This window comes from Bacillus sp. FDAARGOS_527 (genome assembly GCF_003812125.1).
Taxonomy (GTDB): domain Bacteria; phylum Bacillota; class Bacilli; order Bacillales; family Bacillaceae_G; genus Bacillus_A; species Bacillus_A paranthracis.
On the sequence record NZ_CP033795.1, the window covers coordinates 1,825,763 to 1,848,043 of the forward strand.

The 22,281-nt window shown below is 33.4% G+C and carries 25 protein-coding genes; 7 read left to right on the plus strand and 18 right to left on the minus strand.

Annotated elements, in window-relative coordinates; all coding sequences use genetic code 11:
- Positions 1-85: 85 nt before the first annotated feature.
- Positions 86-1,789 carry a M4 family metallopeptidase gene (locus EGX95_RS11820; RefSeq protein ID WP_002080571.1) on the minus strand — a complete coding sequence of 568 codons (1,704 nt, stop codon included), beginning with the start codon at positions 1,787-1,789 and terminating at the stop codon, positions 86-88.
- A 382-nt stretch (positions 1,790-2,171) separates the two neighbouring features.
- Entirely contained in the window at positions 2,172-2,672 is a 501-nt protein-coding gene (locus EGX95_RS11825) for an AraC family transcriptional regulator (protein WP_000869972.1), read from the minus strand.
- Between the two features lie 219 nt (positions 2,673-2,891).
- Here EGX95_RS11825 and EGX95_RS11830 point away from each other — a divergent pair, with 219 nt between their 5' ends.
- Both EGX95_RS11830 and secY read left to right on the plus strand, forming a co-directional pair.
- Positions 2,892-3,359, plus strand: coding sequence for a VOC family protein (locus tag EGX95_RS11830; protein ID WP_000589645.1), 468 nt, complete (start codon positions 2,892-2,894; stop codon positions 3,357-3,359).
- Positions 3,360-3,712: 353 nt separating this feature from the next.
- Positions 3,713-5,017 carry a preprotein translocase subunit SecY gene (gene secY / locus EGX95_RS11835; protein WP_000490141.1) on the plus strand — a complete coding sequence of 435 codons (1,305 nt, stop codon included), beginning with the start codon at positions 3,713-3,715 and terminating at the stop codon, positions 5,015-5,017.
- Positions 5,018-5,035: 18 nt separating this feature from the next.
- Here secY and EGX95_RS11840 read toward each other — a convergent pair whose 3' ends face one another.
- On the minus strand, positions 5,036-6,067 hold the full coding sequence (locus tag EGX95_RS11840) for a DnaA N-terminal domain-containing protein (protein ID WP_000700982.1): 1,032 nt from the start codon (positions 6,065-6,067) through the stop codon (positions 5,036-5,038).
- Positions 6,068-6,488: 421 nt separating this feature from the next.
- On the opposite strand from EGX95_RS11840, the gene EGX95_RS11845 reads away from it, so the two are divergent.
- Positions 6,489-7,352, plus strand: a complete 864-nt coding sequence (locus EGX95_RS11845; RefSeq protein WP_046951992.1) for a BCA family alpha/beta fold macrolide esterase — start codon at positions 6,489-6,491, stop codon at positions 7,350-7,352.
- A 111-nt stretch (positions 7,353-7,463) separates the two neighbouring features.
- Here EGX95_RS11845 and EGX95_RS11850 read toward each other — a convergent pair whose 3' ends face one another.
- Entirely contained in the window at positions 7,464-7,799 is a 336-nt protein-coding gene (locus tag EGX95_RS11850) for a hypothetical protein (RefSeq protein WP_001257753.1), read from the minus strand.
- An 11-nt stretch (positions 7,800-7,810) separates the two neighbouring features.
- Positions 7,811-8,980 (minus strand): ParM/StbA family protein, encoded by a 1,170-nt coding sequence (locus EGX95_RS11855; RefSeq protein WP_063246812.1) that lies wholly within the window; start codon positions 8,978-8,980, stop codon positions 7,811-7,813.
- A 210-nt stretch (positions 8,981-9,190) separates the two neighbouring features.
- Between EGX95_RS11855 and EGX95_RS11860 the strand changes: the two genes are divergently transcribed.
- Positions 9,191-9,592 carry a hypothetical protein gene (locus EGX95_RS11860; RefSeq protein WP_001015805.1) on the plus strand — a complete coding sequence of 134 codons (402 nt, stop codon included), beginning with the start codon at positions 9,191-9,193 and terminating at the stop codon, positions 9,590-9,592.
- Between the two features lie 44 nt (positions 9,593-9,636).
- On the opposite strand, the gene EGX95_RS11865 is transcribed toward EGX95_RS11860, so the two are convergent.
- From EGX95_RS11865 to sleB, 7 genes are all read right to left on the minus strand, one after another.
- Positions 9,637-10,173, minus strand: coding sequence for a DUF1697 domain-containing protein (locus EGX95_RS11865; protein ID WP_000158238.1), 537 nt, complete (start codon positions 10,171-10,173; stop codon positions 9,637-9,639).
- Positions 10,174-10,189: 16 nt separating this feature from the next.
- Positions 10,190-11,257, minus strand: coding sequence for an aromatic acid exporter family protein (locus EGX95_RS11870; RefSeq protein ID WP_001077650.1), 1,068 nt, complete (start codon positions 11,255-11,257; stop codon positions 10,190-10,192).
- 108 nt (positions 11,258-11,365) lie between these two features.
- A complete protein-coding gene (locus tag EGX95_RS11875) occupies positions 11,366-11,863 on the minus strand; it encodes a GNAT family N-acetyltransferase (protein ID WP_001020867.1) in 498 nt (165 codons plus the stop codon).
- 25 nt (positions 11,864-11,888) lie between these two features.
- Entirely contained in the window at positions 11,889-12,245 is a 357-nt protein-coding gene (locus EGX95_RS11880) for a hypothetical protein (RefSeq protein ID WP_000976537.1), read from the minus strand.
- A gap of 112 nt (positions 12,246-12,357) precedes the next feature.
- The gene (locus EGX95_RS11885; protein WP_000697992.1) at positions 12,358-12,954 is read right to left on the minus strand and encodes a YhcN/YlaJ family sporulation lipoprotein; all 597 of its coding nucleotides are present in this window, start codon (positions 12,952-12,954) and stop codon (positions 12,358-12,360) included.
- Positions 12,955-12,980: 26 nt separating this feature from the next.
- Positions 12,981-14,321: a germination protein YpeB gene (gene ypeB, locus EGX95_RS11890; protein WP_000943713.1), complete on the minus strand. Its 1,341-nt coding sequence runs from the start codon at positions 14,319-14,321 to the stop codon at positions 12,981-12,983.
- A 15-nt stretch (positions 14,322-14,336) separates the two neighbouring features.
- Entirely contained in the window at positions 14,337-15,116 is a 780-nt protein-coding gene (gene sleB / locus EGX95_RS11895) for a spore cortex-lytic enzyme (protein ID WP_001249040.1), read from the minus strand.
- A 145-nt stretch (positions 15,117-15,261) separates the two neighbouring features.
- Here sleB and EGX95_RS11900 point away from each other — a divergent pair, with 145 nt between their 5' ends.
- The gene (locus tag EGX95_RS11900; protein ID WP_000793317.1) at positions 15,262-15,594 is read left to right on the plus strand and encodes a YqzG/YhdC family protein; all 333 of its coding nucleotides are present in this window, start codon (positions 15,262-15,264) and stop codon (positions 15,592-15,594) included.
- A gap of 52 nt (positions 15,595-15,646) precedes the next feature.
- Here EGX95_RS11900 and EGX95_RS11905 read toward each other — a convergent pair whose 3' ends face one another.
- The 5 genes from EGX95_RS11905 to kynU all read right to left on the minus strand — a co-directional run bounded on the left by EGX95_RS11905 (position 15,647) and on the right by kynU (position 20,111).
- Positions 15,647-16,270, minus strand: coding sequence for a Pr6Pr family membrane protein (locus EGX95_RS11905; protein WP_000503064.1), 624 nt, complete (start codon positions 16,268-16,270; stop codon positions 15,647-15,649).
- Positions 16,271-16,286: 16 nt separating this feature from the next.
- Complete coding sequence (locus EGX95_RS11910; RefSeq protein ID WP_000346245.1) at positions 16,287-17,204, minus strand: serine hydrolase domain-containing protein; 918 nt, start codon at positions 17,202-17,204, stop codon at positions 16,287-16,289.
- A 116-nt stretch (positions 17,205-17,320) separates the two neighbouring features.
- A complete protein-coding gene (kynA, locus tag EGX95_RS11915; protein WP_000661936.1) occupies positions 17,321-18,160 on the minus strand; it encodes a tryptophan 2,3-dioxygenase in 840 nt (279 codons plus the stop codon).
- Positions 18,161-18,192: 32 nt separating this feature from the next.
- A complete protein-coding gene (gene kynB / locus EGX95_RS11920; RefSeq protein ID WP_000858051.1) occupies positions 18,193-18,822 on the minus strand; it encodes an arylformamidase in 630 nt (209 codons plus the stop codon).
- Positions 18,823-18,824: 2 nt separating this feature from the next.
- On the minus strand, positions 18,825-20,111 hold the full coding sequence (gene kynU, locus EGX95_RS11925; RefSeq protein ID WP_000276284.1) for a kynureninase: 1,287 nt from the start codon (positions 20,109-20,111) through the stop codon (positions 18,825-18,827).
- 159 nt (positions 20,112-20,270) lie between these two features.
- On the opposite strand from kynU, the gene EGX95_RS11930 reads away from it, so the two are divergent.
- Positions 20,271-20,882 carry a TetR/AcrR family transcriptional regulator gene (locus EGX95_RS11930; protein WP_000799599.1) on the plus strand — a complete coding sequence of 204 codons (612 nt, stop codon included), beginning with the start codon at positions 20,271-20,273 and terminating at the stop codon, positions 20,880-20,882.
- A gap of 35 nt (positions 20,883-20,917) precedes the next feature.
- Here the strand turns inward: EGX95_RS11930 and EGX95_RS11935 are convergent, their stop codons facing one another.
- Entirely contained in the window at positions 20,918-21,355 is a 438-nt protein-coding gene (locus EGX95_RS11935; protein ID WP_000062912.1) for an NUDIX hydrolase, read from the minus strand.
- Positions 21,356-21,451: 96 nt separating this feature from the next.
- On the opposite strand from EGX95_RS11935, the gene EGX95_RS11945 reads away from it, so the two are divergent.
- Positions 21,452-22,255, plus strand: a complete 804-nt coding sequence (locus tag EGX95_RS11945) for an arylamine N-acetyltransferase (protein WP_000195529.1) — start codon at positions 21,452-21,454, stop codon at positions 22,253-22,255.
- Positions 22,256-22,281: the final 26 nt, after the last annotated feature.

Genomic DNA, 22,281 nt, shown 5'->3' on the forward strand with positions numbered 1-22,281 from the left:
ATGAAAAAAACAGCTAATATCCTTAAAACGACATTAGCTGTTTTTCATAATGTAATAATATATGAATAAGAACTATATTTCTAACTTACTTAATTTTTGCTGCATCAAATGCCTTTTGTACCGCTTGAACTTCAGCTGAATTCGCACCATATTTATTAGTTGCCACTCGAATACATGCTGCTCTTAATTCTTTGAAATTAGAAGTCATGTTTAACTCATCTGTATTTGCATAATAGAAAATATCAAACATTTTATCTTCACCAATTCCTTTAACAGTTACTCCGTTATGAGTTCCGCCTTTTGCAATAAGATATGCAACTTTATTAATAATGCTTGAATTAAAATGAACGCCACCTTGATCCCATCCATTAAAATCGTTAAATTCACTGTAATCATCTGGATAAGGTACTCCAAGTGAAGATGGAACAGAAGCTGGGTTTTCCATATCACGGAAGACAGATCCAGTTTGTTCTCCCATCGTCCAGTTAAAGCTTCCATTATTTACGTATTTCTCAATAGATGTTCCCATAATATCAGATAGTGCCTCATTAATCGCACCAGATTCACCGTAATATTCAAGATTAGATTCACTAGAAGTAACAGCATGTGTAAATTCATGCCCAGCTACGTCATATGCTTTGACGATAGGATCTCCATACACAAGCATACTACCATTATTAGCACTTAACGCATTCTGCCAATTTTTCGGATCATTCGTATCTCCAGAATCCCAAGCATGTACAACTGAAACTACCTTTTGTCCCTTATTATCAAAACTATTACGATTGTATTTATCTTTATAAAAATCAAACACTTTTGTTGCTAAGTAATGAGCACTTACTGCTTTTGGATCGTTAAATGTTGTCGAAGTACTAGTTGCTAATGTACCAGGATAATAGCTTTCTTCTTTCGTAATATCTCTGTAATTCACATCATATGTTTCAATTCCTTGCCCTCTTGTATAATCAGCCAGAGCATATTTGCCATTACTTTGTTTAGAAATGCCAAATGAACGAGAGATACCTAAATCATCTTTGCCAGTGCCTGTTAATGACGTAAGACTGCTTTTTTTACTATTCTTTAAAGCGCTAACTAATTTGTCACTGGCTTTTAAGTTAGACTCTTGCACCATATTTTTTAACATATCACCATTTTGTGCATTTACTAAATATGTACCAGAAACATATTTTGGTGTGGCAGCTTCAAATGTAACCTGGTACGCATTGCTAGCTTGGCCATTATTTTCATCAACAAAAATAACTTCCTTAACTTCTGGCTCCGAAATAAAATTGATATCGTTCCCGTACTTCGTATAAATATATTGTTTCGCTTCATCTTTTGATAGATTGATAGGCTTTTTCAATTCTTCTTGTTTTAAATTTTGCGCGCTATCGCCTGAAACACTTTTAATAACACCGTTATTATCTACGTGTGCAGTTAATTGATGGCCATATACTTCTTTTCCTTCATATGTTTGTTGTATACGTACAAGTGTAGTCCCATCATATGAATCACGTTTTTGAAGAACTTTATAATCTACTCCAGTTTCTCCATTGACTTGCTTTGAAGAAAGGGCTTGTTCTGTTTTCTCCTTAAGAGCATCTTTTACTACATTCTCTGGTGCCTTTTGTGACGGTTGTGTAAGTTCACCTGAACGGAATGATTCCTCCTGAATTTGAACTTGTAGTTGATCTGTTTCCTCTGCATGACCTACTCCGTATGGTGCTACTGCTGTTAAAGCTAAACCTGTTGTTAATGCTACCTTAGTTAATGTCTTTTTGTTTTTCATTTTTTCACCTCGTATAATTTTGAAATAGAAAGCTTGTACAAAGTATACTTGCTGTTCCTGTCGAAAAAAAGGGAAAATACACAATTTATGTAACATTATGCAAAATTACATAATATAAGGACGATGATTCAAATTAAGAACAACTTATATAAGTGCATGAATTTCAATAAAAAAAGAGCACTTTAAGGTGCTCTTCAAATACGATTATAAATTATGCATTGTGTCATTTATTAGTATATGCTCGTCTCATTTAATTGTTTATTTAATGTTTTCTCTACCCAATAATCTTTTAAAAATATATCATCCAATACACCGGTATCCTCCGTTACTATTTGATTAGCAAATAAAAAATATAGTAAAGATAATGCTAGATAGAAACATACTACTTATTTGCATTCATATTTATTGGTACTTTTTTAATTGGCACAAATAAATCAACCTTTAACTTTCCTTCTAAATCTTCTGCAACATTATTTAAGCAAAACTCTAAATTATCTCTATCATAATCTGCATCATACTCACTATTTGGTAGCCACTCTGCGTACATGTATTGATACGCTACACTTAATTTATGAGGTTCATCATAGAATTCGTATAGAGCGTATAGACCTCCATCTACACTTTTAAATTGCACACCCTCATGTTGTTCTTTCTCAAAGTTTTCAGGTATGGTCACGCAAGCATCATGGCGGCACATATGGCTTGCAACAAGTTCAGGATTATCTAATGAGATTCCGATAAATGATTGCTCCGGTGGATAAAGCTTATTTTCAATAGACCAGTTCAATAACTTTCCCCAATGATCTTGTGGTTCAAAGTAACTACCAGTTCTTCTTATGAATGCCACTTCTAATGGTCGTAATTCTTTTACAACTACTTTCATCTATATCATCCCCTTATTAAGTATCTATTCAATTTATTTATCTTTCAATTTGATAAATCCCTTTTAAATAAACAAATTTCTTAATTGTATAAATCTTAATTGAAATAAGATTATTTACTACTAAAGTTGTATGTACTTTCATACTTTTACTCGATTCTATATTCTTTTTTAACAGCTATAGTAATGATAAGAAATTGTAAGAATAAAGGAGGATTTAAATTGATTAAAGGAATATACGAAGCACACTTACCGGTTAGCAATTTAAGAAACTCAATTGAATTTTATGAAAAACTAGGGTTGAAATTAGCTTGGAGCGATGAATCAACAGCATTCTTTTGGATTGAAGAAGGAATGAGTTGGCTGGGGTTATGGGAAGGTTCTGAATGTGAAACGAAATATCATCCTTCTTTACGTCATATTGCATTTAGAGTTTCATATGAGGATTTAAAAGAATCATTAAATTGGTTACACTCACTTCAAATTAAAGCTGTTCCGTTTGGGAGTAATGAATCTATTGCACCTTTTGTCCGTCCACATCAAGGTAATGCATCTGTTTATTTTATTGATCCAGATGGTAATAGCTTAGAACTTATTTGTCATATTATTGTACCTAATGCACTAAAACATATAACTAATAAATTATCCTTTAAAGATTGGGAGAAACTATTAGCTGACACATTCGAATGAATATTAGCTATAAATCATAATGTCTCACCTTTATTTTTATAACATGTATAACAATCCCTAATAATAATGTCCTATCAATTTATCATTAAATAAATGTAAAAAATGACCCTATTTATTCATTTTTCATGCGTATGTATGTACATTTGTTAATTTATTCGATATATTATGTGTATTGAATGATTACGAAAAACTTATAGCTCGCTAAAAATACCTTATATTTTTATATCCGTGAAAACTACAAAATGTATAAAATTCCATTTGTCAAATGAATTTAATGCGGAAGGAGGTTTGTGGTTACTTCATCGGGATATAATAATCAGTTTTAAACTGATAAAAATATAGGAGGCGATATAATGTTTCGTACGATTTCAAATTTCATGAGAGTAGCTGAGATAAGAAGGAAAATCCTTTTTACATTAGCGATGTTAATCGTTTTTCGAATTGGCACGTTTATTCCAGTTCCTCATACTAACGCAGAGGTATTAAAAGTACAAGATCAAGCTAACGTTTTAGGTATGCTAAACGTATTTGGCGGAGGAGCATTGCAACACTTCTCAATCTTTGCTGTAGGTATTACACCATATATTACAGCTTCCATTATAGTACAATTACTACAAATGGACGTCATACCAAAATTTTCGGAATGGGCAAAGCAAGGAGAAATGGGCCGTAAGAAATCAGCTCAATTTACTCGATACTTTACAATCATTCTCGCATTCATACAAGCCATTGGGATGTCTTATGGCTTTAATAATATAGCAGGTGGACAATTAATAACAGATCAAAGCTGGACTACATACTTATTTATTGCAACAGTTTTAACTGCAGGTACTGCATTTTTACTTTGGTTAGGTGAACAAATTACCGCTAATGGGGTAGGTAATGGTATTTCGATGCTTATCTTCGCAGGACTTGTAGCAGCGATTCCAAATGTTGCGAATCAAATTTATTTACAACAATTTCAAAATGCAGGCGATCAATTATTCATGCACATCATAAAAATGCTCTTAATTGGTCTTATAATTTTAGCGATAGTTGTTGGGGTTATTTACATTCAACAAGCTGTGCGTAAAATACCGATTCAATATGCAAAAGCTGTTTCAGGAAACAATCAATATCAAGGAGCAAAAAACACTCATTTACCTCTAAAAGTAAATAGTGCTGGTGTAATTCCAGTCATCTTTGCTTCTGCATTTTTAATGACGCCGCGTACAATTGCGCAGCTCTTCCCTGATTCAAGCGTATCAAAATGGTTAGTTGCAAACCTTGATTTCGCACATCCAATTGGAATGACACTTTATGTCGGTCTTATCGTTGCTTTCACATACTTCTATGCATTCATTCAAGTAAATCCTGAGCAAATGGCAGAGAATTTGAAAAAGCAAAATGGATATGTACCTGGTATTCGTCCTGGTAAATCAACAGAACAATATGTAACGAAAATTTTATACCGTTTAACATTTATCGGTGCAATTTTCTTAGGTGCAATTTCAATTTTACCGCTTGTATTCACAAAGATTGCTACATTACCACCTTCTGCACAAATTGGTGGTACAAGCTTACTGATCATTGTCGGTGTGGCACTTGAAACAATGAAAACGTTAGAAAGTCAGCTTGTAAAACGTCATTATAAAGGGTTTATAAAAAAAGCGAATTAAGTAAAAAAACACAGTTGGTTATTTTTCCAGCTGTGTTTTTAATTCTACTGCATCTAATTTTTCTACTAATGTACCAATGATCTTTTCCAAGTTCATTATTTTTTCTTCTAGGGCTCGAATGCGTTTATTGCTCTCTTCTACATCAATATATTTTAAACTGTTATTGGATACTTTGAACTGCTCCCCTAATTCGGAAGTGATATCTTTAATAGTTGATTTTTCAGCATTATCTAGTGCATTTGTATTTGATTTTAATTCAAATTGAAGCTCATATGTATTTCCAGTTAACTCTTTTGCTATTTGCGAAATTAAATCTTTATAAGACTTTTTAACCCACTCTTGTTGGAATTCGTTTTCAAAATAAATGATTAATGAATCTTCATTTATTCTAGCTGTCGTTTCTTTGACCCAAGTTTCATATGACGGTCTCGAAATTTTCAATTGCATTTTATCTTTTATTTTATTCCAAATTGTTTTTGATTCCTCTTGTCCGGAAGTACGTTGATTATTTTTCACGTGATGAACCTGTGCTTTAGAAGTAGCGCTTGATCCTATTTCGAACCAAATTTGATATTCTTCATCAGTAATTTTCTGTACGGTACTTGAAATTATATTTTTATACTCACCTTCAAGGAAATCACGATGAAACGCATCTTCACAAAAGATTATTACTTTATTATCTTTTATCGTAGCGTTTGTATTTCTAATCCATGTCATAAATGTTTTCTCTGCTATTTTAGGTCTTAATGCTTTCTTTACTTCATCCCAGCTACTAAGCTTTTCTTTTTGGACGTCTTTCAAGTTAGATGGTTCGCCATTACATAGATCAAACTGAATTTCAAACGTCGTATTAAACATTTCTCTTAATGTATTAAATACTAATTCTTTATAATGAGATTCTAACCAGTCACGTGCAAATTCATTTGGACAATAAATTGTTAATATATCATCCTCTAAATAAACAGTAGTATTCGTAAACCAAGTTTCATATGATGGTTTTGAAATTTGCGGCCGAATTTTTTCCTTTACTTCAGTCCAATTTATTTTCATAATAACTCCCCTCTTCTTACAGATCTCTTTCATATAGCTTACTAATATTACGCCTTTCCAATAAATAAAGTCAATCCGTATCATGAATAAAATGAAACATGTTTATATTCACTCAAAATATAAGCTTCTCTAACGCCTTCTTCATTTTAATACCTCGTTATTCTTAACAACTGGTTTTAAAACTGGTCTGTCTTTTCATTCTTCAATACTACTATATTGATCTATAACAATTGCTTTCATGTCCTCTCCCTTGCTGTTTATTTTAATAACATACAATTATTTCTCAAAATTTTTCCCCTTAAATTATCATAAACTTATTTTTGGGGGTAATTACGCAAAAAACAAAGCAAATCTAACACACAACTTAGAGTCATTCAAAATTTTATGTTTAATTACATTCAAAAGAAATGGAGAGAACTCTATGACTGAAAAGATATTTAAAATAAACGGGATTGATATATGTACAGAAAGCTTTGGAAACCCTAAAAATCCAGCTATTTTATTAATTATGGGTGCTACGTGTTCAATGGTTTATTGGGATGAAGAATTTTGTGAACAGTTGGCTAACACGGGGAAATTTGTTATTCGTTTTGATAACCGTGATGTGGGACGCTCTGTCGCATATGAACCTGGAACTTCTAATTATTCCGTTACGGATATGGCTGAAGATGCAATTGGGGTACTAGATGCTTATCATATTGACAAAGCGCATCTATTTGGTATGTCTTTAGGCGGTATGATCGCTCAAATTGCTGCTGTAAAACATCCCGAAAGAATATTAACATTAACATTACTAGCTACAAGTGTGATAGGCTCTGACAATAACACACGTGACTTACCCCCGATGGATGAAAGAATTTTAACACATCACGCAAATGACACGCATTTAGATTGGACAAATGAAAATATTGTAGCAGAATATTTAGTTTCAGGCTCCCGTCTATTATGCGGGTCCAAACGCACATTTGATGAAATAAGAGTCTATAATCAAGTAAAACAAGAAATTGAACGAGCTAACAATCTATTAAGCATGTTTAATCACGCTTTACTTCAAGGCGATGATGCATATGAAGGGGTGCTTCACTCCATACAAGCACCTACATTAGTCATTCACGGAACAGACGATACCGCGCTCCCTTTTGAACATGGTCTCGCACTTATTGATGAAATTCCTAACTCAGTTCTATTAACCCTTGAAGGCGCAGGACATGAAAATCATCCTGATGACTGGGAAGACATCATTCATGCTGTTACTGAACATACAGCTAAAATAATAGATAAATAACGAATAAAAGGGGCACGCCACAATTTGTGCCCCTTTTATTTATTACATGTAAAAAAGCCCATCACTGTATCCGTATGTATAGTGATGGGCGATACTTATATTTTTCTATGTTTAAAAAAACGGACAATCTAATTGGTCAACAGCTTCCCATGATTTTTTTTTTATATTATCGGTGGATTTATTTGCTTCTAGTGGTACGTTTTTAAAAGGATTAACTTCAACCTTTAATAAGGATGATGGCTCTACGTATAATGAGAAAACATGGCTACTTGGTATAGCTTTTGACACATCAATATCTCCCACTTGTTTAAAGAGTTGCTGCGCTGCAAAGAAAAAGAAATTGGTTGGGTTTGATTGTTTATTCAGCCATGCAAGCATTTCAGGTGATACTGATTTATGAATATTGATTTTCACTCGATCACCACGTTTATATCGCCTAGATCGCATGTTTCCACCAACTAACTTATCGTTAAGTTTGTAAATCCTAACTCTTTTTGCTTATGCTCTCTATATTTTGGTGAACAAGTGTAGACTAATAATCCACGTGCATTTGTAAATAATGGATTATCTACAAAGATTACATTGGTTAAACGCCCTTTTTGTTTTAAAATCATTTTCAGGCTATTTTTTATGATAACTGCGCCCCCGCCATAAATAAATACATATGGATCGTCTTTCATATCATCAATTTTGTTTATAATATCCGTTGCAACACGTGCTGCTAAACCTAATAGTGCTGGTTGTGATTCCTCAACTAATAATGCATTTCTAGGGTGTTTATCATTTAAATAAATTTGATTGAATTCTGTAATGCTATCAATCGTCTTTGTTGGATACTTCCGGTTCCATCTCGTAATAATTTGTAGTAACGTTTCTTTCACACCATACGATAACCCCTTACTTAGTTGCGGTCTAAAGTTTACGCCAAGTGAAACGACTTCTTCTGTCGTCCCTGCACCAATATCAAAAGATAATAGTGTTTTATCAACAAAATCAATTTCTGACACTTTATTTTGTTCACATTCTATTTTATGTTTCACAACATTTCCTTCCTCATCATATACAATGCCCCACGTCCCAGAAGCACCCTCAGGTAAGCATTTGCAATATTCGATGGAAATATTAATTGTAACATCACGTCCGTTTGGATAATGGAACACAACCTTATGATTCCCCATATAACGTTTTGCATTTTCCGCCGCTATTTCTTGTGTAATAAGCTGCATAGGGAGAGCAACAGATAAATCATAACGAATGTTAATATGACTAGAAGTTGGACTTTGACGCATAGCACTTACGGCTAAACCAGATAGAATCGTAATAACCATTAACTCATCAGTTGATTTATTCGATTTCTTCTCAACCTCAGTACCTTTTAATTGATCTTGAATGACTTTTTCTCCAACGATATACCGCACATTATTTAACATTAACGATGGAGAACTGATGGTCACGTCAATGTGATTTTCTAATTCAGATAATGAAACATCTCCCTCATCTAACAATCCTGTAGGCTCTCCTATATATAAAGCATATATACTCGGAATAAAAATAGGATCTTGCCCTTTCAGCATTAACTTCAAACCATTATTTCCTGCATCAGCACCGGCTTTTAAAAGAATAGACATAACTACCCCCTAAATTAATCTGACATCCCTTCCAAATATATGCGAGCCCATTCTTTTACATTCAAATGTAATGTAATTTTTTATAAATCGCAAAAACAAAACATTATATTATTACACCTTTTGTGTAAAAAACATTTGACATGAAAGTTTTCCAATTTTATACTATATATGTAAAGAGTTTTTTACAATTATGGAGGTGCCATTTCTAAATTGAATCATAAAAAATTTATTTTCATAATTATCGTTTTATCATTAATCGTAGTTCTCATACATGGGGCATATAAATATGTAACGGAAGGTTCGATTTTGGGAGGAACAATATTCGCTTTTTCGTTAATTATCGGTAATTTAATTAATCAAATTACTTGGGGAGATCCAAACGGAGTATCGGAAGAAAGCCAAGATGAAATGGGACAGCAAATTAAATATAAAAGTTTTAAAGTTGCTTATTTTGTACTTATATGCCTTATGTTTTTTATTTTAATTTTATCAGAAGGAGTTGCATTCCTATTACTTGATGAAATAAAAAACCTTCCACTGTTCATCGCGCTTTGTTCTTCATTCTTTATTTACCCTATTGTCGAACTTATAGTCGCAAAACAATATAAATAAAAAGATGAGATTTTCTTTATACAGAAAATCTCATCTTTTTATATTTACATCCCCTCAACTATCGCTTTTAATTTATTCACAGTCCGCCAATTTCTTACTGTAGCTGGTGTATGCAATTTCTGAAACTGGTTCATTAATTTAGAGTTTCGAATGCTATTTTTGAAAAATAAATACACAACTTTTTCATGTATGTAACAATCTTCAGTCTCATTTTTTTGCATAAGTAGCTGATCTTCTTCTATTTCAGAAAGTTCATTTGCTAAGAAGGCAACATGTATACTTTCGCCTTCTCGCAATGAATTGACTTCATAGGGGCATCTTTTTGTAATGTTTATAAATTCCTCATGTGTTCTTAACATAACCGGAACATCAAAACCAAAAACGTTTTTAATTTCAGACTGTATTCGTTCCTTTAGAAATGTTATATCTTCCTCAGATTTGAATACGATATTCCCACTTTGAATATATGTTTTCACTTGTTTCAACCCTATTGATTCAAACGCTTGTTTTAAATCAGCCATTTTAATTATCTTATGCCCGCCTACATTGATTCCTCTTAGTAATGCAATATAAATTGTCATATCAATCCTCCGCATTTTAATGAACTGAGCAATTAAGTTGATTTTCACTCTCATATTTCTCGAATATTTGTTTTAATTCCTCTAACATATCATGTATAGATAATACCTCAAATAAAATGATAGATTTGCTTGAAAAATGATGATGATATTGATTTGGTTTACAATGTGCTAAATCATTTTTATTAGTCCAAAATTGCTTATCTAATTCATCAATCAGTTTAAAATGTTTCTCATCTATTTTTTTACAATGATTTCTTAATATAGAAATTATAGAATGAATTGTTCGTCGTAAAATTTCTTTTTCATTTTGTGACCAATCACATGTTTCAATTGGTGCTCGAGCTAAATTATCTATATGATAAATAATTTGCTGTAATAAATGAAGTTGCTTTTGTACAAGTAAAAAACTTCTCATTTCTTTTTTTGTATGTCGATGATATTTCCAATCTTTTTGCTCATATTGAACAAATTGTACTGCTTTATGTAATAATACAGTTAAATTAGAAAGATTATAGGTTGTCTCCTTTTTTATAACTTTCCCATCCATTAACGCAATAAGCCATTCCTCCATAACATTTGCCGTTTTAACAAATAGCTCCTCTGTACATCCCGAAATTGTTTTAACATAATGTGGTGGTAAGATGAAAAAATTCACTAAAGTAGACACTATAATACCAGTAGATGTAGTAGCTAATCGAATTAAAAATGCAGTAAAATAGTGATCTGCCGTAATTGGGATCATTGCAACAGCAGTTAATGTTGCAACTAACGTTCCCGCATGTAACTTTAGTTTTTGACATGTAACGATTGTAAACATCGCTGCTAACGCATAAGAAAGCGCTTGATGACCTAGGAAAAATGTGAAAGTCATTGCATACGCTGATCCAATTGTTGAAGCTGGAAAGCGAACCAGTCCTTTTTTTATAGAATCTGTTGCAGTTGGCTCAATCGTTACAATTGCGGTGATAACAGCAAAAATAGTTGGTATATTGAAAAATTCGCAAACTAGAACTGTAAGAAAAACCGCAATTCCTGTCTTTATCACCCTTCCACCAATAATATTCCATTTTCTAACTTGATTCATTTGTATTTCCTTCATTTCTATTTCGTTTATTTATATATTTTACAACATATATTGTTCCAAATAAAAAAACTTACTACTTTACTATGCAAGAGTAAGTTTTTCTTCTCATTATTTTATGATAGGTAAATGCATTATAATTTGTTGACCAATTGGTCCCATTCTTCTAAGTCCTTTATCTTGGAAACCAACTTTTTCATATAAATTTTGTGCTGGAATATTTTTTTCATTCACAGCAAGTACAACTTCATTTTTCATCGGAAAATAACGTTGTACAAACTCTTGTAATAGTGCCAGTGATTTTTTAGCGTATCCCTTCCTTTGTCTATTGTGATTTATAGAAAATGAAGTTAAAAGTAAAGCGTTCTCATTTTCTGTGAATTCCTGTACTCTATCTCCTGTTTGCAATGCAAAAAGACCAACAGGTACCCCATTGTAATCTAAAATAACAATGACATTTTTTGTACGATCATTTTTTGCTTTTTTCAATAATTCAGCTGGGTCCGACGTAAATTGAACTTGTTCACTTGGTAAAGTAAATGTTTCTATAACTTCTTTATATTCCTCTTTATACGGAACTAATTGAATCTCCCCTGTATGTATGTTCATGATAAACTCTCCCATTTTTTACTTATTAACTTAAACCTTGCTGCACTTTAGAATGTACTTTGCCATCTAAAAATGTAATTTCAACTAATGCAGTTGGATTACTTCCCTTCCAAGCAAAAATTTGCTTAATTTGTGTAGAATGTTCCACCCCTTCTTCTATGAGTAAATCCCCTTCAAAACCAATTAAATCTTTCACTTCTTTATAAGTCATTCCTTCATTTATATTGGAGAAATGATTTATATTGATAGATTTTTTCTTTTGATTTTCCATCACAGTAGAAGAAGTCGCTGTGTGCTTTTTTACTTCTTTCTTCTGTTCACACGCTGTCATACTGAAACCTAAGCATAAACTACATAATATTAATGTGCTTTTTTTCATCATAACAGTTGTCCCTCCCATCATAATTAAACCATATATTCCCTTAAAAATAAACTGAATATTTAATATTATATTGAAAAACCCTGTACAATTTAGTACAGGGTTACTGTTAAATTTATTTATTTAAATGATTATTTGATTGGTCATTCTGTTCTTTTCTCAGTTCTTGCTCTTCATCTTTTTGTAATTGTTTATCATTATCTTGAATTGGATTCGTTTCTTTATTTTCAATCATGTCATTTGGAACTTGTGGCATTACACGGCCAACAATTGCTGCTAATTCATCCAGTATACCTTCGCCTGTTTTTCCTTTTTTAATTTGCTTTCCAATTTGTTTCAGTCGTTCATACGTATCAACATCTGCTACAACGACTGCATTAGCACCATCAGGATCGTTTTTCAAACTTTCTGCAACAGAGTATTTAATGGATTCAACACGAGTTCGATCGAGTTTCGCTTTTACATCAATTCCTACGATAGCATATTTCCCAACTACTACCGCTGTCGCATCATTCACACCTGGCACACTTGCCGCTAAAGATGCTAAATGGTCCGCTGCTTTTTCATTTGGCTTATTTGACTTATTTGTATAATTAACATTTTTCATTGAAACATTTTTTTGCTCGGGCTTTTCATTTGGATTATCTTTTTTTCCAATACTGCATCCAGTTATTAATAAACAAACCATCAATAGATATATTAAAATCTTCATTATTCTCACCACTTTACCATTCAAGTTTAATCATAAATTTTTTCAACAGCTTGCATTTTCTTCACTTTTTCTTCTGCTCCGCTATTTGCATTAATGAAAATTTGGTACGTATCTTTCCCTAAAGTACCTACAAATTCATAGCAAAGTACTTCGTTATGCAAATCGTTTACTACCATTGCTTTTCGCTCTTCCATTACCTTTACATCAGGGTTTATTTTCTTTCTTGCTTCTGCTGCAGTTAGTTTTGCTGATGGAACTGTTCGTTTTTGATGTGACGCTAAATATTCTTTTGCGGAGAATCCAACGATAGAACCGTCATCTAAAGCAATTTTCATTTGAATTGCCTCTGGATAAATTCGTACGCCATTCTCATTTACTACATACGTAAATACTCCAACATTATCATATTGTGAGCTATCATAAAGCTCCATATTATGAAACTTATGGTCCTTTAAGAATTTCAAACCTTTACTTCCTGCATCGTTTAAACTAATTTTCTGTTCTTTAATTTCTCGATTATTCATAACCCAAATTGGATATCCGCCTTTTCCGGTAATATCCATATAAAACTCATTATTCGTTGCCTCGTCTTTAATTTTCACACTATAGAAAGATTCTTTCGCACCTTTTCCGCTTTTCTCGACTTCTACTTTTTCATTTCCTTTTAAATTTAAAAACGATTTTGCAATTTTCGCCGCTTCATCTTTTGAAATTGCTTTTCCTTCTGCTGCAAATCCACCTTTTTTATTTTTTTGTGCACTTGTAAAGGTCGGTCCGAAGTTTGTAGATGAATACGATGTTACATTTTTTTCTACTGTCTTTAATCCGTCAATAATTGTATTGTCTGCAGGATCACGATTTGATGCGAGTGCCATCTCAACATCCATCCAGCGTAAATTGTTTTTCAAAACAAGATGTTGCACTTTTCTTAGTTCATCTTGTATATTCCCTGCATTGGAATATAAAGTTTGCAACGTTTTGTATTCTTGATCATTTAACGGTTCTTTTTCTAAATCACGAATGGCTGCACGGTAACTAAAATCACCGATATTCGCTAAAAATTCTTCCGTTTTATTAAAAGGCATTAATGTTAAAGGAAGTTGTCCTACATCCGAACGAGCTTCCGATGTTAATCTCCATACATCTGCTAATGCAGGCGATAAAGATGCGCGCGAATTCATCGCAAGCGTTGTTCCAATTTTATCGTGCAATAAATCAACCTCATACGCTAAATCATGAAACGCACGTTGATAGCTATTTTCTGCTCGAATTAATACTGCATTCTTTTCTTGGTGCTCTTTATAGCCCCAGTATCCAGTTCCAACTACACCAACTGTTAATAATACGATTATAATACCTCGTAACATAGTTCCACCTCCGCTCTATTTACAGAAAATATGTTTCCCGATCTTTTTAATTTGTGGACGAGTCCAAATCCATTTACTTGTTGCAGTATCTGGATTGAAATAATACAATGCGTTTCCTGTTGGATCCCATCCATTAATTGCATCTAATACAGCTTTTTTCGCTGTTTCATTTGGTGTTAAATATATTTGTCCGTCTGCTACCGCTGTAAATGCTCTTGGCTCAAAAATCACACCCGAAACAGTATTTGGAAATGATGCACTTGTAACACGATTTAAAATAACTGCAGCGACTGCAACTTGTCCTAAATACGGCTCACCACGTGATTCTCCGTATACTGCGTTTGCCATGAGCTGAATATCATTTTGAGAATAGCCATTTGGAACATTTGTCCCTTTATTTTGAGGTGGTTTATTCTCTTGTGCAGTGCCACCACTATTTCCTTTATTCGTTGTCGTTCCTTTATTAGCAGTTGACTTATCATACTTCGTTGCCTTCACGAGCATTTGCTTCGTTTTAGCTCCAGCTAAACCATCAACCGGTAAACCAAATTTCTCTTGAAAATTCCGAAGTGCCCAGTATGTACCCCATCCGAAAACACCATCTACTTTTCCCGTATAAAATCCGTTATATTTCAAACGAGATTGCAGTTCAATGACATCTTCACCAGATGCTCCCCTTTGAATGACTTGATTAGAAAAGGCTTCTACATTCTTTAGTTGTATACTACTGACCATGAAAGATAGTCCTATGAACGCAAGTAAAACCGCTATTTTAAAAATAGCTTTTTGGCGCATAATTTTCCCTCCTTAATTATGTAAATGATTTCTTGGTTATGTTTTGTAAAAGCCTCGCTTTTATGTAAAGAAGACAAAAAAATCCAAACTAATATCGTAGAAAGAAAATGTAAACAATATAAAAAAAGGATAAAAGGAGTTCATCATGAAGAATTTGTTAAAGTGTGTCCCACTCGTCCTTCTGTTCCTAACAACATGTTCAAATGTATATACAGGCTCATCAATTGTTCATGCACAGCCGCCATATGCACAATGGGGTAAGCTTGCTGTAGAAAAGACGAAAGAACAATACCCCAAAGCAGAAATTGTCGATTATCTTCATATAGGTAGAAAACCCAAAACCGTTCAAGTAACAGTTGAAAAATTTAAATTGTGGCTACGTGAGGACGGAAAAGAATATGGTGTTTTTGTTGATGTTGAATTTGAAACGAAGACGGAGAAATTTATTAAGGTGTCGTTTCAGAAGACGAGTAGATAAAATGAAAGAAACCCCGCTGTTTAGATTCATAACAGCGGGGTTTCTTTCATTTCTAAAATTCTTTTCTAAAATTTCGATTTCCTAAAAATCTTACCAATATACAAATAGCGCCAATTACAACTGCTATCCCGATACTGTATAAAAATACTCTACCATATCCACCTATTCTCGGATCTAAAAACGGATATGGATACCAATTTACGATTAGACCACGAATTAAGCTATATACAACGTAAAAAAACGGGAATAAGAGCCAACTTGAAGCTTGTTTCCAAGAGATTTTCTTATTTGGTGGATTTAATATCCAATCTAAAAGCATGGCAATTGGCATGATATAATGTAACACCGTATTTACCCATGGTATTGCGGTTTGAAGTGATTCTTCTAATCCTCTTAATAGTAAAAAATAAATGAGTCCTGTGGTAAGTATATATACCGTTGCTGCACCACGAAGTATACCAAACTGTTCTGATCGACCAAATGTAGCTGTTCCGATACTACTTAAAAGGAGAATACATGCAACTAAAATGTTACTTTCGATAGTGAAGAAACTAAAGAAGTTAACTGGATTGAACGGTTTCACTTGTGCCCGTATTATAAATTGCGTAATGATTGCACTAAATGCTAGAAGGCTTAAACATAGTCTAAATAGAGATAATGTTTTTACATCACCCATACAGTCCCTCCTCTTCTTATCCAAACTTATAATTCTCCTGTACATGCTCGATAAATAACTTTAATGGAACAAGTCCACGTTTAGGCATATGACTACTTATTACAGCAACCACCTCTAACTGCGGAATGATAACGATATATTGCCCGCCATATCCCATAGCAAAGTACATACAGTACGGTATGTGAAATCTTTCGTTATTCAATACCCACCAGTGATATCCATACGCCCCGACATGTTCATACGTTTCAAATAGAGCGGTACTTGATTCTCCTAACCATTTCGATGATACGATTTCATTCCCCTGCCAATATCCATTTTGTAAACATAATATTCCTAGCTTTAATAAGTCTTTTGACTTCATTTTCATACCGAAGCCGCCGACATGTATTCCTTGTGGGTCTTGTTGCCACTCATATTCGGTAATTTCTAATGGATCAAATAAATATCTTTTCGCAAACTGCTCTGTCGTCATTCCAGTAGCTTTTTGGATAATGTAACTAAGTAAATGCGAAGAACCTGAGTTATAATTCATTTTTGTAGCGGGTTCTTCAATTATTGGCTTTGCTAATATGTACTGCACCCAGTTCTCTGATTCAACAAAATCATTTGGGAAAACGACCCCATTCCCAAACTCCTTCCAGTCTTCTCCTGTTGTCATCGTTAATAGATGGTAAATTGTTAATTCGCTTTTTTCTTTTGGTACATTTAGAATCCATTTTGTTATTGGTGTATGTATATCATTTATATATCCTTTACCTATTGCAATACCTATTAATATAGATACAATGCTTTTTGTAATCGAATTTATTTTATATAAGTTATTTGCACATTCGGGTGTTTTATAATACTCAGTTGTTAATTCCCCTTTTTGATAAACAAGAAATGTATTTACTTTTTTCTTTTCAAATTTATTTTCTAGCTGCTTGAAATCCAATACTTTACCTCCAATTAAATCATTACCTAATTTATTATATCTTGTAGCTTTAATTAAAACATACTTGTGTTCAAATAAAAAATAAACCTGCCAGTAATGAACTGACAGGTTTGTTTTTATAATTTCGTGCGAACATTCCAAAGCTCTGGGAAGAATCTTTGATCAAGTACTCGTTTTAAATAAGATACACCTGAAGAGCCACCTGTTCCCATTTTATGTCCGATAATTCGTTCTACTGTTTTCATATGACGGAAACGCCATTGTTGTAGCCAATCTTCAATATCGATTAATTTTTCAGCAAGCTGATATAAATTCCAATACTTTTTCACATCGGCATACACTTCAAGCCATGCCGCTTCTACCGTGGCATCTTCTTCATAAGGCTGCGTAATATCGCGATTCAACACATCTTTATGAATAGGAAACCCTTCTTTTACAAGTGCTTGAATTGCGACATCATACAAACTTGGTGCATGTAGCGCCGTATGAAGTCGAGCGTGTAATTCTGGATCTTTTTCATAAATTTTCAATGCGTGCGGCGTTTTATAACCAAGTGCATACTCAATCATACGGTATTGATACGATTGAAAACCTGAAGCTTGACCGAGCGAGTCACGAAATTCAATGTACTCTGATGGCGTTAATGTCGCAAGAATATCCCAAGATTGAATAATTTGAGACTGAATTTTTGATACACGTGCTAACATTTTAAATGCTGGTTGTAATTTATCTTGTTTAATCGATTCAATTGCTGCGTTTAACTCATGTAAAATAAGCTTCATCCAAAGTTCGCTTGCTTGGTGAATTACGATGAACAACATTTCATCATGATGATCTGATAATCTCTTTTGAGAAGATAGTAAACTATCTAATTGTAAATACTCCCCATACGTCATATTCTCTTTAAAGTCCGTATGAATTCCTTTTTCCATAATTATCTTTTCGTTTTCTTTCATATTAGCCAAACGCCCCTTTTATATATTTCTACTTATATTGGTCTAATAACTGCTCGAACTGGACTTCCATCTGCATCTGTTAAGGCAAGCGGTAATGCAATTAATTCATAATCGCCGTCTGCTACATGATCTAGTACGACATTTTCTAAAATGTGAATTCCATGTTTAAACAATTGATGATGCGCTGCTAATTCTTTATCATCTAATGGATCAACTGATGGTACATCCACCCCGATTAAACGTATACCTTTCTCTGAAAGAAACGGTGCTATATCCGCACGTAAATGCGGGATTACATCTGGGAATTCATTAGCTTTACCATGTGAAGATGTGCGTAACAACAATCGTTCTACTCCTTCTAAATGAAAGCTTTCTAGTTCCTTTTTCCCGATGCTTTCAAGATTAGAAACGTCAATAATTCGCGCAGGTCCGACGTAAACTTGAATATCTAAATCTATTACTTTCTTTCCTTCATTATCAAAATGAAACGGTGCATCAATATGAGTACCTGTATGAATACTCATCGTTAATTTTCCAACATTTACTGAGCCACTCTCTTCTTTCGGCCATGATACTTCATACGAGAACGGTGTGTCCCCTGGCCAAGTAGCAATATCATTATTTAGCGGTTGTGAAATATCAATCCACTCTGATGTTTTCATACTTATGCCACAACCTCTCTCTTATTTTCAAACTGTTTATATTCTTCATCTTTCATGATTTTCTTTAATATTTGTACAGATTTCCACACTTCTTCGTATGTGTTATATAAAGCGACTGGCGCAAGTCTTACTCCATTAGGTGCACGGAAATCAGGGATAACTCCATTTGCTTTTAACGCTTTACATATGCGTGCTGCTTCTGCATGCTCTAAATAAATATGCCCGCCTCGTTTTTCATCCTCTAATGGATTTCCAATTGTAAATTCAAAATCACTTAATTCATGAGCAATTAAATTAAGCATGTAACTTGTAATATGTAGGGATTTTTCACGTAAACGTTCTATACCAGCATCTTTAAATATTTCAAGTGAACCGATTAACGGCGCTGTACTTAATACGTGAGGGGTACCAATTTGATATGCACCTGCATGATCAGCAGCTGTTAATGTATGTTCCATATCAAACTGCTTATCTTTTCTAGAACTAAACCAACCAGACAATCCTGGAAGTCTATTAAAATGTTTATTATTTATATAAAGGCCCCCAACACCGCCAGGTCCTGCATTTAAATATTTATAATTACACCATACAGCGAAATCAACATCCCACTCTTTGAAATGATGTGGAATAGATCCTATTGAATGACATAAATCAAATCCGATATGAATACCACGCTTATGTGCTTCCGCTGTTAAACGTTTCATATCAAGAACTTGGCCACTTCTATATAGTACAGAAGGTAATAAAATTAACGCGATATCATCTGTCATTGCATGAATAATATCATCTTCAGAAAGTGTTCTACCATCTCGGCTCTTCACTCGTACTAAATGCTCATCTGGATCTAATCCTTTTAAACGAATTTGACTTTGAAGTGCATATATATCGGACGGGAATGTCAACTCATCCGCAAGAATTTTTGTGCGAATTCCTTTCGGCTCATAGAAAGTTGCGATTACTTGATGAATATTCGTTGTCGTGGAACCGGTTACAATAGTTTCTTCTGGTAAAGCTCCAATAAGAGGCGCAGTCAATTCACCTAATTTCTCCGAAAGGAAAAACCACGGATGCTCACCCTCGGTCCAGCCGTCAATACCGTACTCTTTCCATGAATCTAGCAAAGTAAGTAACGATTTCTCTGCTCTTTTTGAAAGTAGCCCTAATGAGTTTCCATCTAAATATATTGTTCCTTCTTTTTTATAAAATTCAGTTTGAAAATCTTTCAGTTCATCATGTTTATCACATTCAAGCGCATACTCATAAGTTGGTTGAAATGGTTCTTTATACATGGTGTCACCTTCTCTTAATTTTCTTTTTATTCTAACTAATTGAAATATATCACCTTAGTTGATATAACGTCAATGATATTATGTCAGTTGACTTTATATATGAATTTCTTTTACAATACAGTTATATTTTCAGATATTTCAGTATAAAGAGGTGATTCTTTGAAAAACACGACTCTTTCATCAAGAAAACACCGCTCCTTAGAAACAAAGAAGAAACTATTACACTCTGGTTACACTATTTTTATACGTAACGGATTTCAAAAAACAACAATTACACAAATTATAAAACATGCAGAAACTGGTTACGGAACGGCATATGTATACTTTAAAAACAAAGATGATTTCCTAATTAGTTTAATGGAAGATGTTATGAATCGTTTTTATAATATCGCTGAACGCTCTTTTTCTCCACAAACAAAAAAGGAAGCACGTATAATGATCCAAAATCAAGTTAGAGCATTCCTGCAATTAGCAGATGAAGAACGCGCTATTTTACAAGTTGTAGAAGAAGCAATAGGATTATCAAGAGAAATACGGCAAAAATGGGAGGAGATTCGGGAACGTTTTATAAAAAGCATTAAACAGGATATTACATACTCTCAAGAAAGTGGATTAGCACAACCTAATTTAAATAAAGAGATTGTAGCACGCGGTTGGTTCGCGATGAATGAATCGTTTCTTTGGACTATTACGCAAAATGACAAAAAGATTAACTTAGAGGAAATTGTGTATACGTTAACGGAGATGTATACGACGGGGTTATATAAATAGCACACCTGCAATAAATACGGTGTGCTATTTTACAACTATAAAAATATTTTATCTGGGTATGGCAATGCTAAAAGGGGCTTTTCAGATAAAGGGAAGTATTTTAGTTTTAACGATTCACCATCTATCGATTTCAACTCGCCACCGCTAATTTCACACTCAAATACAACAACAATATATTCTACCTTATCTCCATTTGCATATGTATAACGAAACTCTTCCCCTCCAAATACCCCTTTTTGTTTTTTTACTTGTACTTTCAATCCTGTTTCTTCCCATACTTCCCGAATTACTGCTTCTTCTGGAGCTTCTCCAGGTTCAATTGCTCCAGCTGGCAAACTCCAGTATTCTCCACCAGGATATTGAAACAAGATTTTCCCTTGCTCATTTTTAATAACAGCAGCTACACTCGGTATTAGAATTAGTTCATGGCCTAATTTCTCACGGATTTTTTTATAATATAGCGACATCGACATATAATTCTCTCCCACTCCATTAATAAATAACTGTATTTTCTGAAACTTATTGTATACTAATACCAATAACAATTTCTATATAGAAAGGATAAGAAAATGACCCAAGTACAACTAGTAAATAGCTTTCTATCATTTTTAGGTACGACAAAACAGCCTACTAGCTTAAAGTTTTTAAATGAGCTTATTAAAGCTCATCAAGAAAAAATAAAATGGGAAACCCTCACTAAAATAATTGACCGGGAAAAGGGTAATGAAACAGGTAATTATTTTCCTTCCATTGAGACATACATAAACCGTATTACAACAAAAGGTCTCGGGGGTACTTGTTGGACGTGCTCAATTGGATTCCATTGGTTATTATCAAATCTTGGTTTTAATGTTCATTATATGTATATGGATCCCGGACATTTATGCTTACGGGTTAACTTAGACCAACCTTATTATGTTGATGTTGGTTATTGTGCACCTTTATTCCAAGCTTACCCACTTTATGAATCATTTCAAGTAAGTAATGTAAGAGAAACTTTCACTTATGAAGTCTCAAATAATAGGATTAAAATTACTAGAGATCCAGGTCCAACAAAAATCTTACATACAGATCCAATACATTTATCAAGTATGAAAGAACTCATTACAAAGTCTAACGATTGGTATACATCCCCTGTATTAAATAAAATTCAGATTTTCGGTTATATCGATAGTATTCCAACTTCTATTAATGATAATGTTTTAAAACGATATTTCCAAGGTAAGAAAAGAGAACAAATCATTACATCTTCTGAACTTAATTATTGGATAACAGAAAGATTTTGTGTTGATAAAGAAATATATGAAAGAGCTATTGAGATTTTCAATAAAAAATCTTCAAACAGTAAAAGCGTTACTCACGAGATTGAGTAACGCTTTTACCTTAATATATTTTTAAT

What these genes read in the sequence shown, in the direction of transcription:
- EGX95_RS11820 (WP_002080571.1), bottom strand. Translation starts at nt 1,789, where the DNA reads ATGAAAAACAAAAAGACATTAACTAAGGTAGCATTAACAACAGGTTTA.
- EGX95_RS11825 (WP_000869972.1), bottom strand. Translation starts at nt 2,672, where the DNA reads ATGAAAGTAGTTGTAAAAGAATTACGACCATTAGAAGTGGCATTCATA.
- secY (WP_000490141.1), top strand. Translation starts at nt 3,713, where the DNA reads ATGTTTCGTACGATTTCAAATTTCATGAGAGTAGCTGAGATAAGAAGG.
- EGX95_RS11840 (WP_000700982.1), bottom strand. Translation starts at nt 6,067, where the DNA reads ATGAAAATAAATTGGACTGAAGTAAAGGAAAAAATTCGGCCGCAAATT.
- EGX95_RS11845 (WP_046951992.1), top strand. Translation starts at nt 6,489, where the DNA reads ATGACTGAAAAGATATTTAAAATAAACGGGATTGATATATGTACAGAA.
- EGX95_RS11850 (WP_001257753.1), bottom strand. Translation starts at nt 7,799, where the DNA reads ATGCGATCTAGGCGATATAAACGTGGTGATCGAGTGAAAATCAATATT.
- EGX95_RS11855 (WP_063246812.1), bottom strand. Translation starts at nt 8,980, where the DNA reads ATGTCTATTCTTTTAAAAGCCGGTGCTGATGCAGGAAATAATGGTTTG.
- EGX95_RS11865 (WP_000158238.1), bottom strand. Translation starts at nt 10,173, where the DNA reads ATGACAATTTATATTGCATTACTAAGAGGAATCAATGTAGGCGGGCAT.
- EGX95_RS11870 (WP_001077650.1), bottom strand. Translation starts at nt 11,257, where the DNA reads ATGAATCAAGTTAGAAAATGGAATATTATTGGTGGAAGGGTGATAAAG.
- EGX95_RS11875 (WP_001020867.1), bottom strand. Translation starts at nt 11,863, where the DNA reads ATGAACATACATACAGGGGAGATTCAATTAGTTCCGTATAAAGAGGAA.
- EGX95_RS11880 (WP_000976537.1), bottom strand. Translation starts at nt 12,245, where the DNA reads ATGATGAAAAAAAGCACATTAATATTATGTAGTTTATGCTTAGGTTTC.
- EGX95_RS11885 (WP_000697992.1), bottom strand. Translation starts at nt 12,954, where the DNA reads ATGAAGATTTTAATATATCTATTGATGGTTTGTTTATTAATAACTGGA.
- ypeB (WP_000943713.1), bottom strand. Translation starts at nt 14,321, where the DNA reads ATGTTACGAGGTATTATAATCGTATTATTAACAGTTGGTGTAGTTGGA.
- sleB (WP_001249040.1), bottom strand. Translation starts at nt 15,116, where the DNA reads ATGCGCCAAAAAGCTATTTTTAAAATAGCGGTTTTACTTGCGTTCATA.
- EGX95_RS11900 (WP_000793317.1), top strand. Translation starts at nt 15,262, where the DNA reads ATGAAGAATTTGTTAAAGTGTGTCCCACTCGTCCTTCTGTTCCTAACA.
- EGX95_RS11905 (WP_000503064.1), bottom strand. Translation starts at nt 16,270, where the DNA reads ATGGGTGATGTAAAAACATTATCTCTATTTAGACTATGTTTAAGCCTT.
- kynA (WP_000661936.1), bottom strand. Translation starts at nt 18,160, where the DNA reads ATGAAAGAAAACGAAAAGATAATTATGGAAAAAGGAATTCATACGGAC.
- kynB (WP_000858051.1), bottom strand. Translation starts at nt 18,822, where the DNA reads ATGAAAACATCAGAGTGGATTGATATTTCACAACCGCTAAATAATGAT.
- kynU (WP_000276284.1), bottom strand. Translation starts at nt 20,111, where the DNA reads ATGTATAAAGAACCATTTCAACCAACTTATGAGTATGCGCTTGAATGT.
- EGX95_RS11935 (WP_000062912.1), bottom strand. Translation starts at nt 21,355, where the DNA reads ATGTCGATGTCGCTATATTATAAAAAAATCCGTGAGAAATTAGGCCAT.
- EGX95_RS11945 (WP_000195529.1), top strand. Translation starts at nt 21,452, where the DNA reads ATGACCCAAGTACAACTAGTAAATAGCTTTCTATCATTTTTAGGTACG.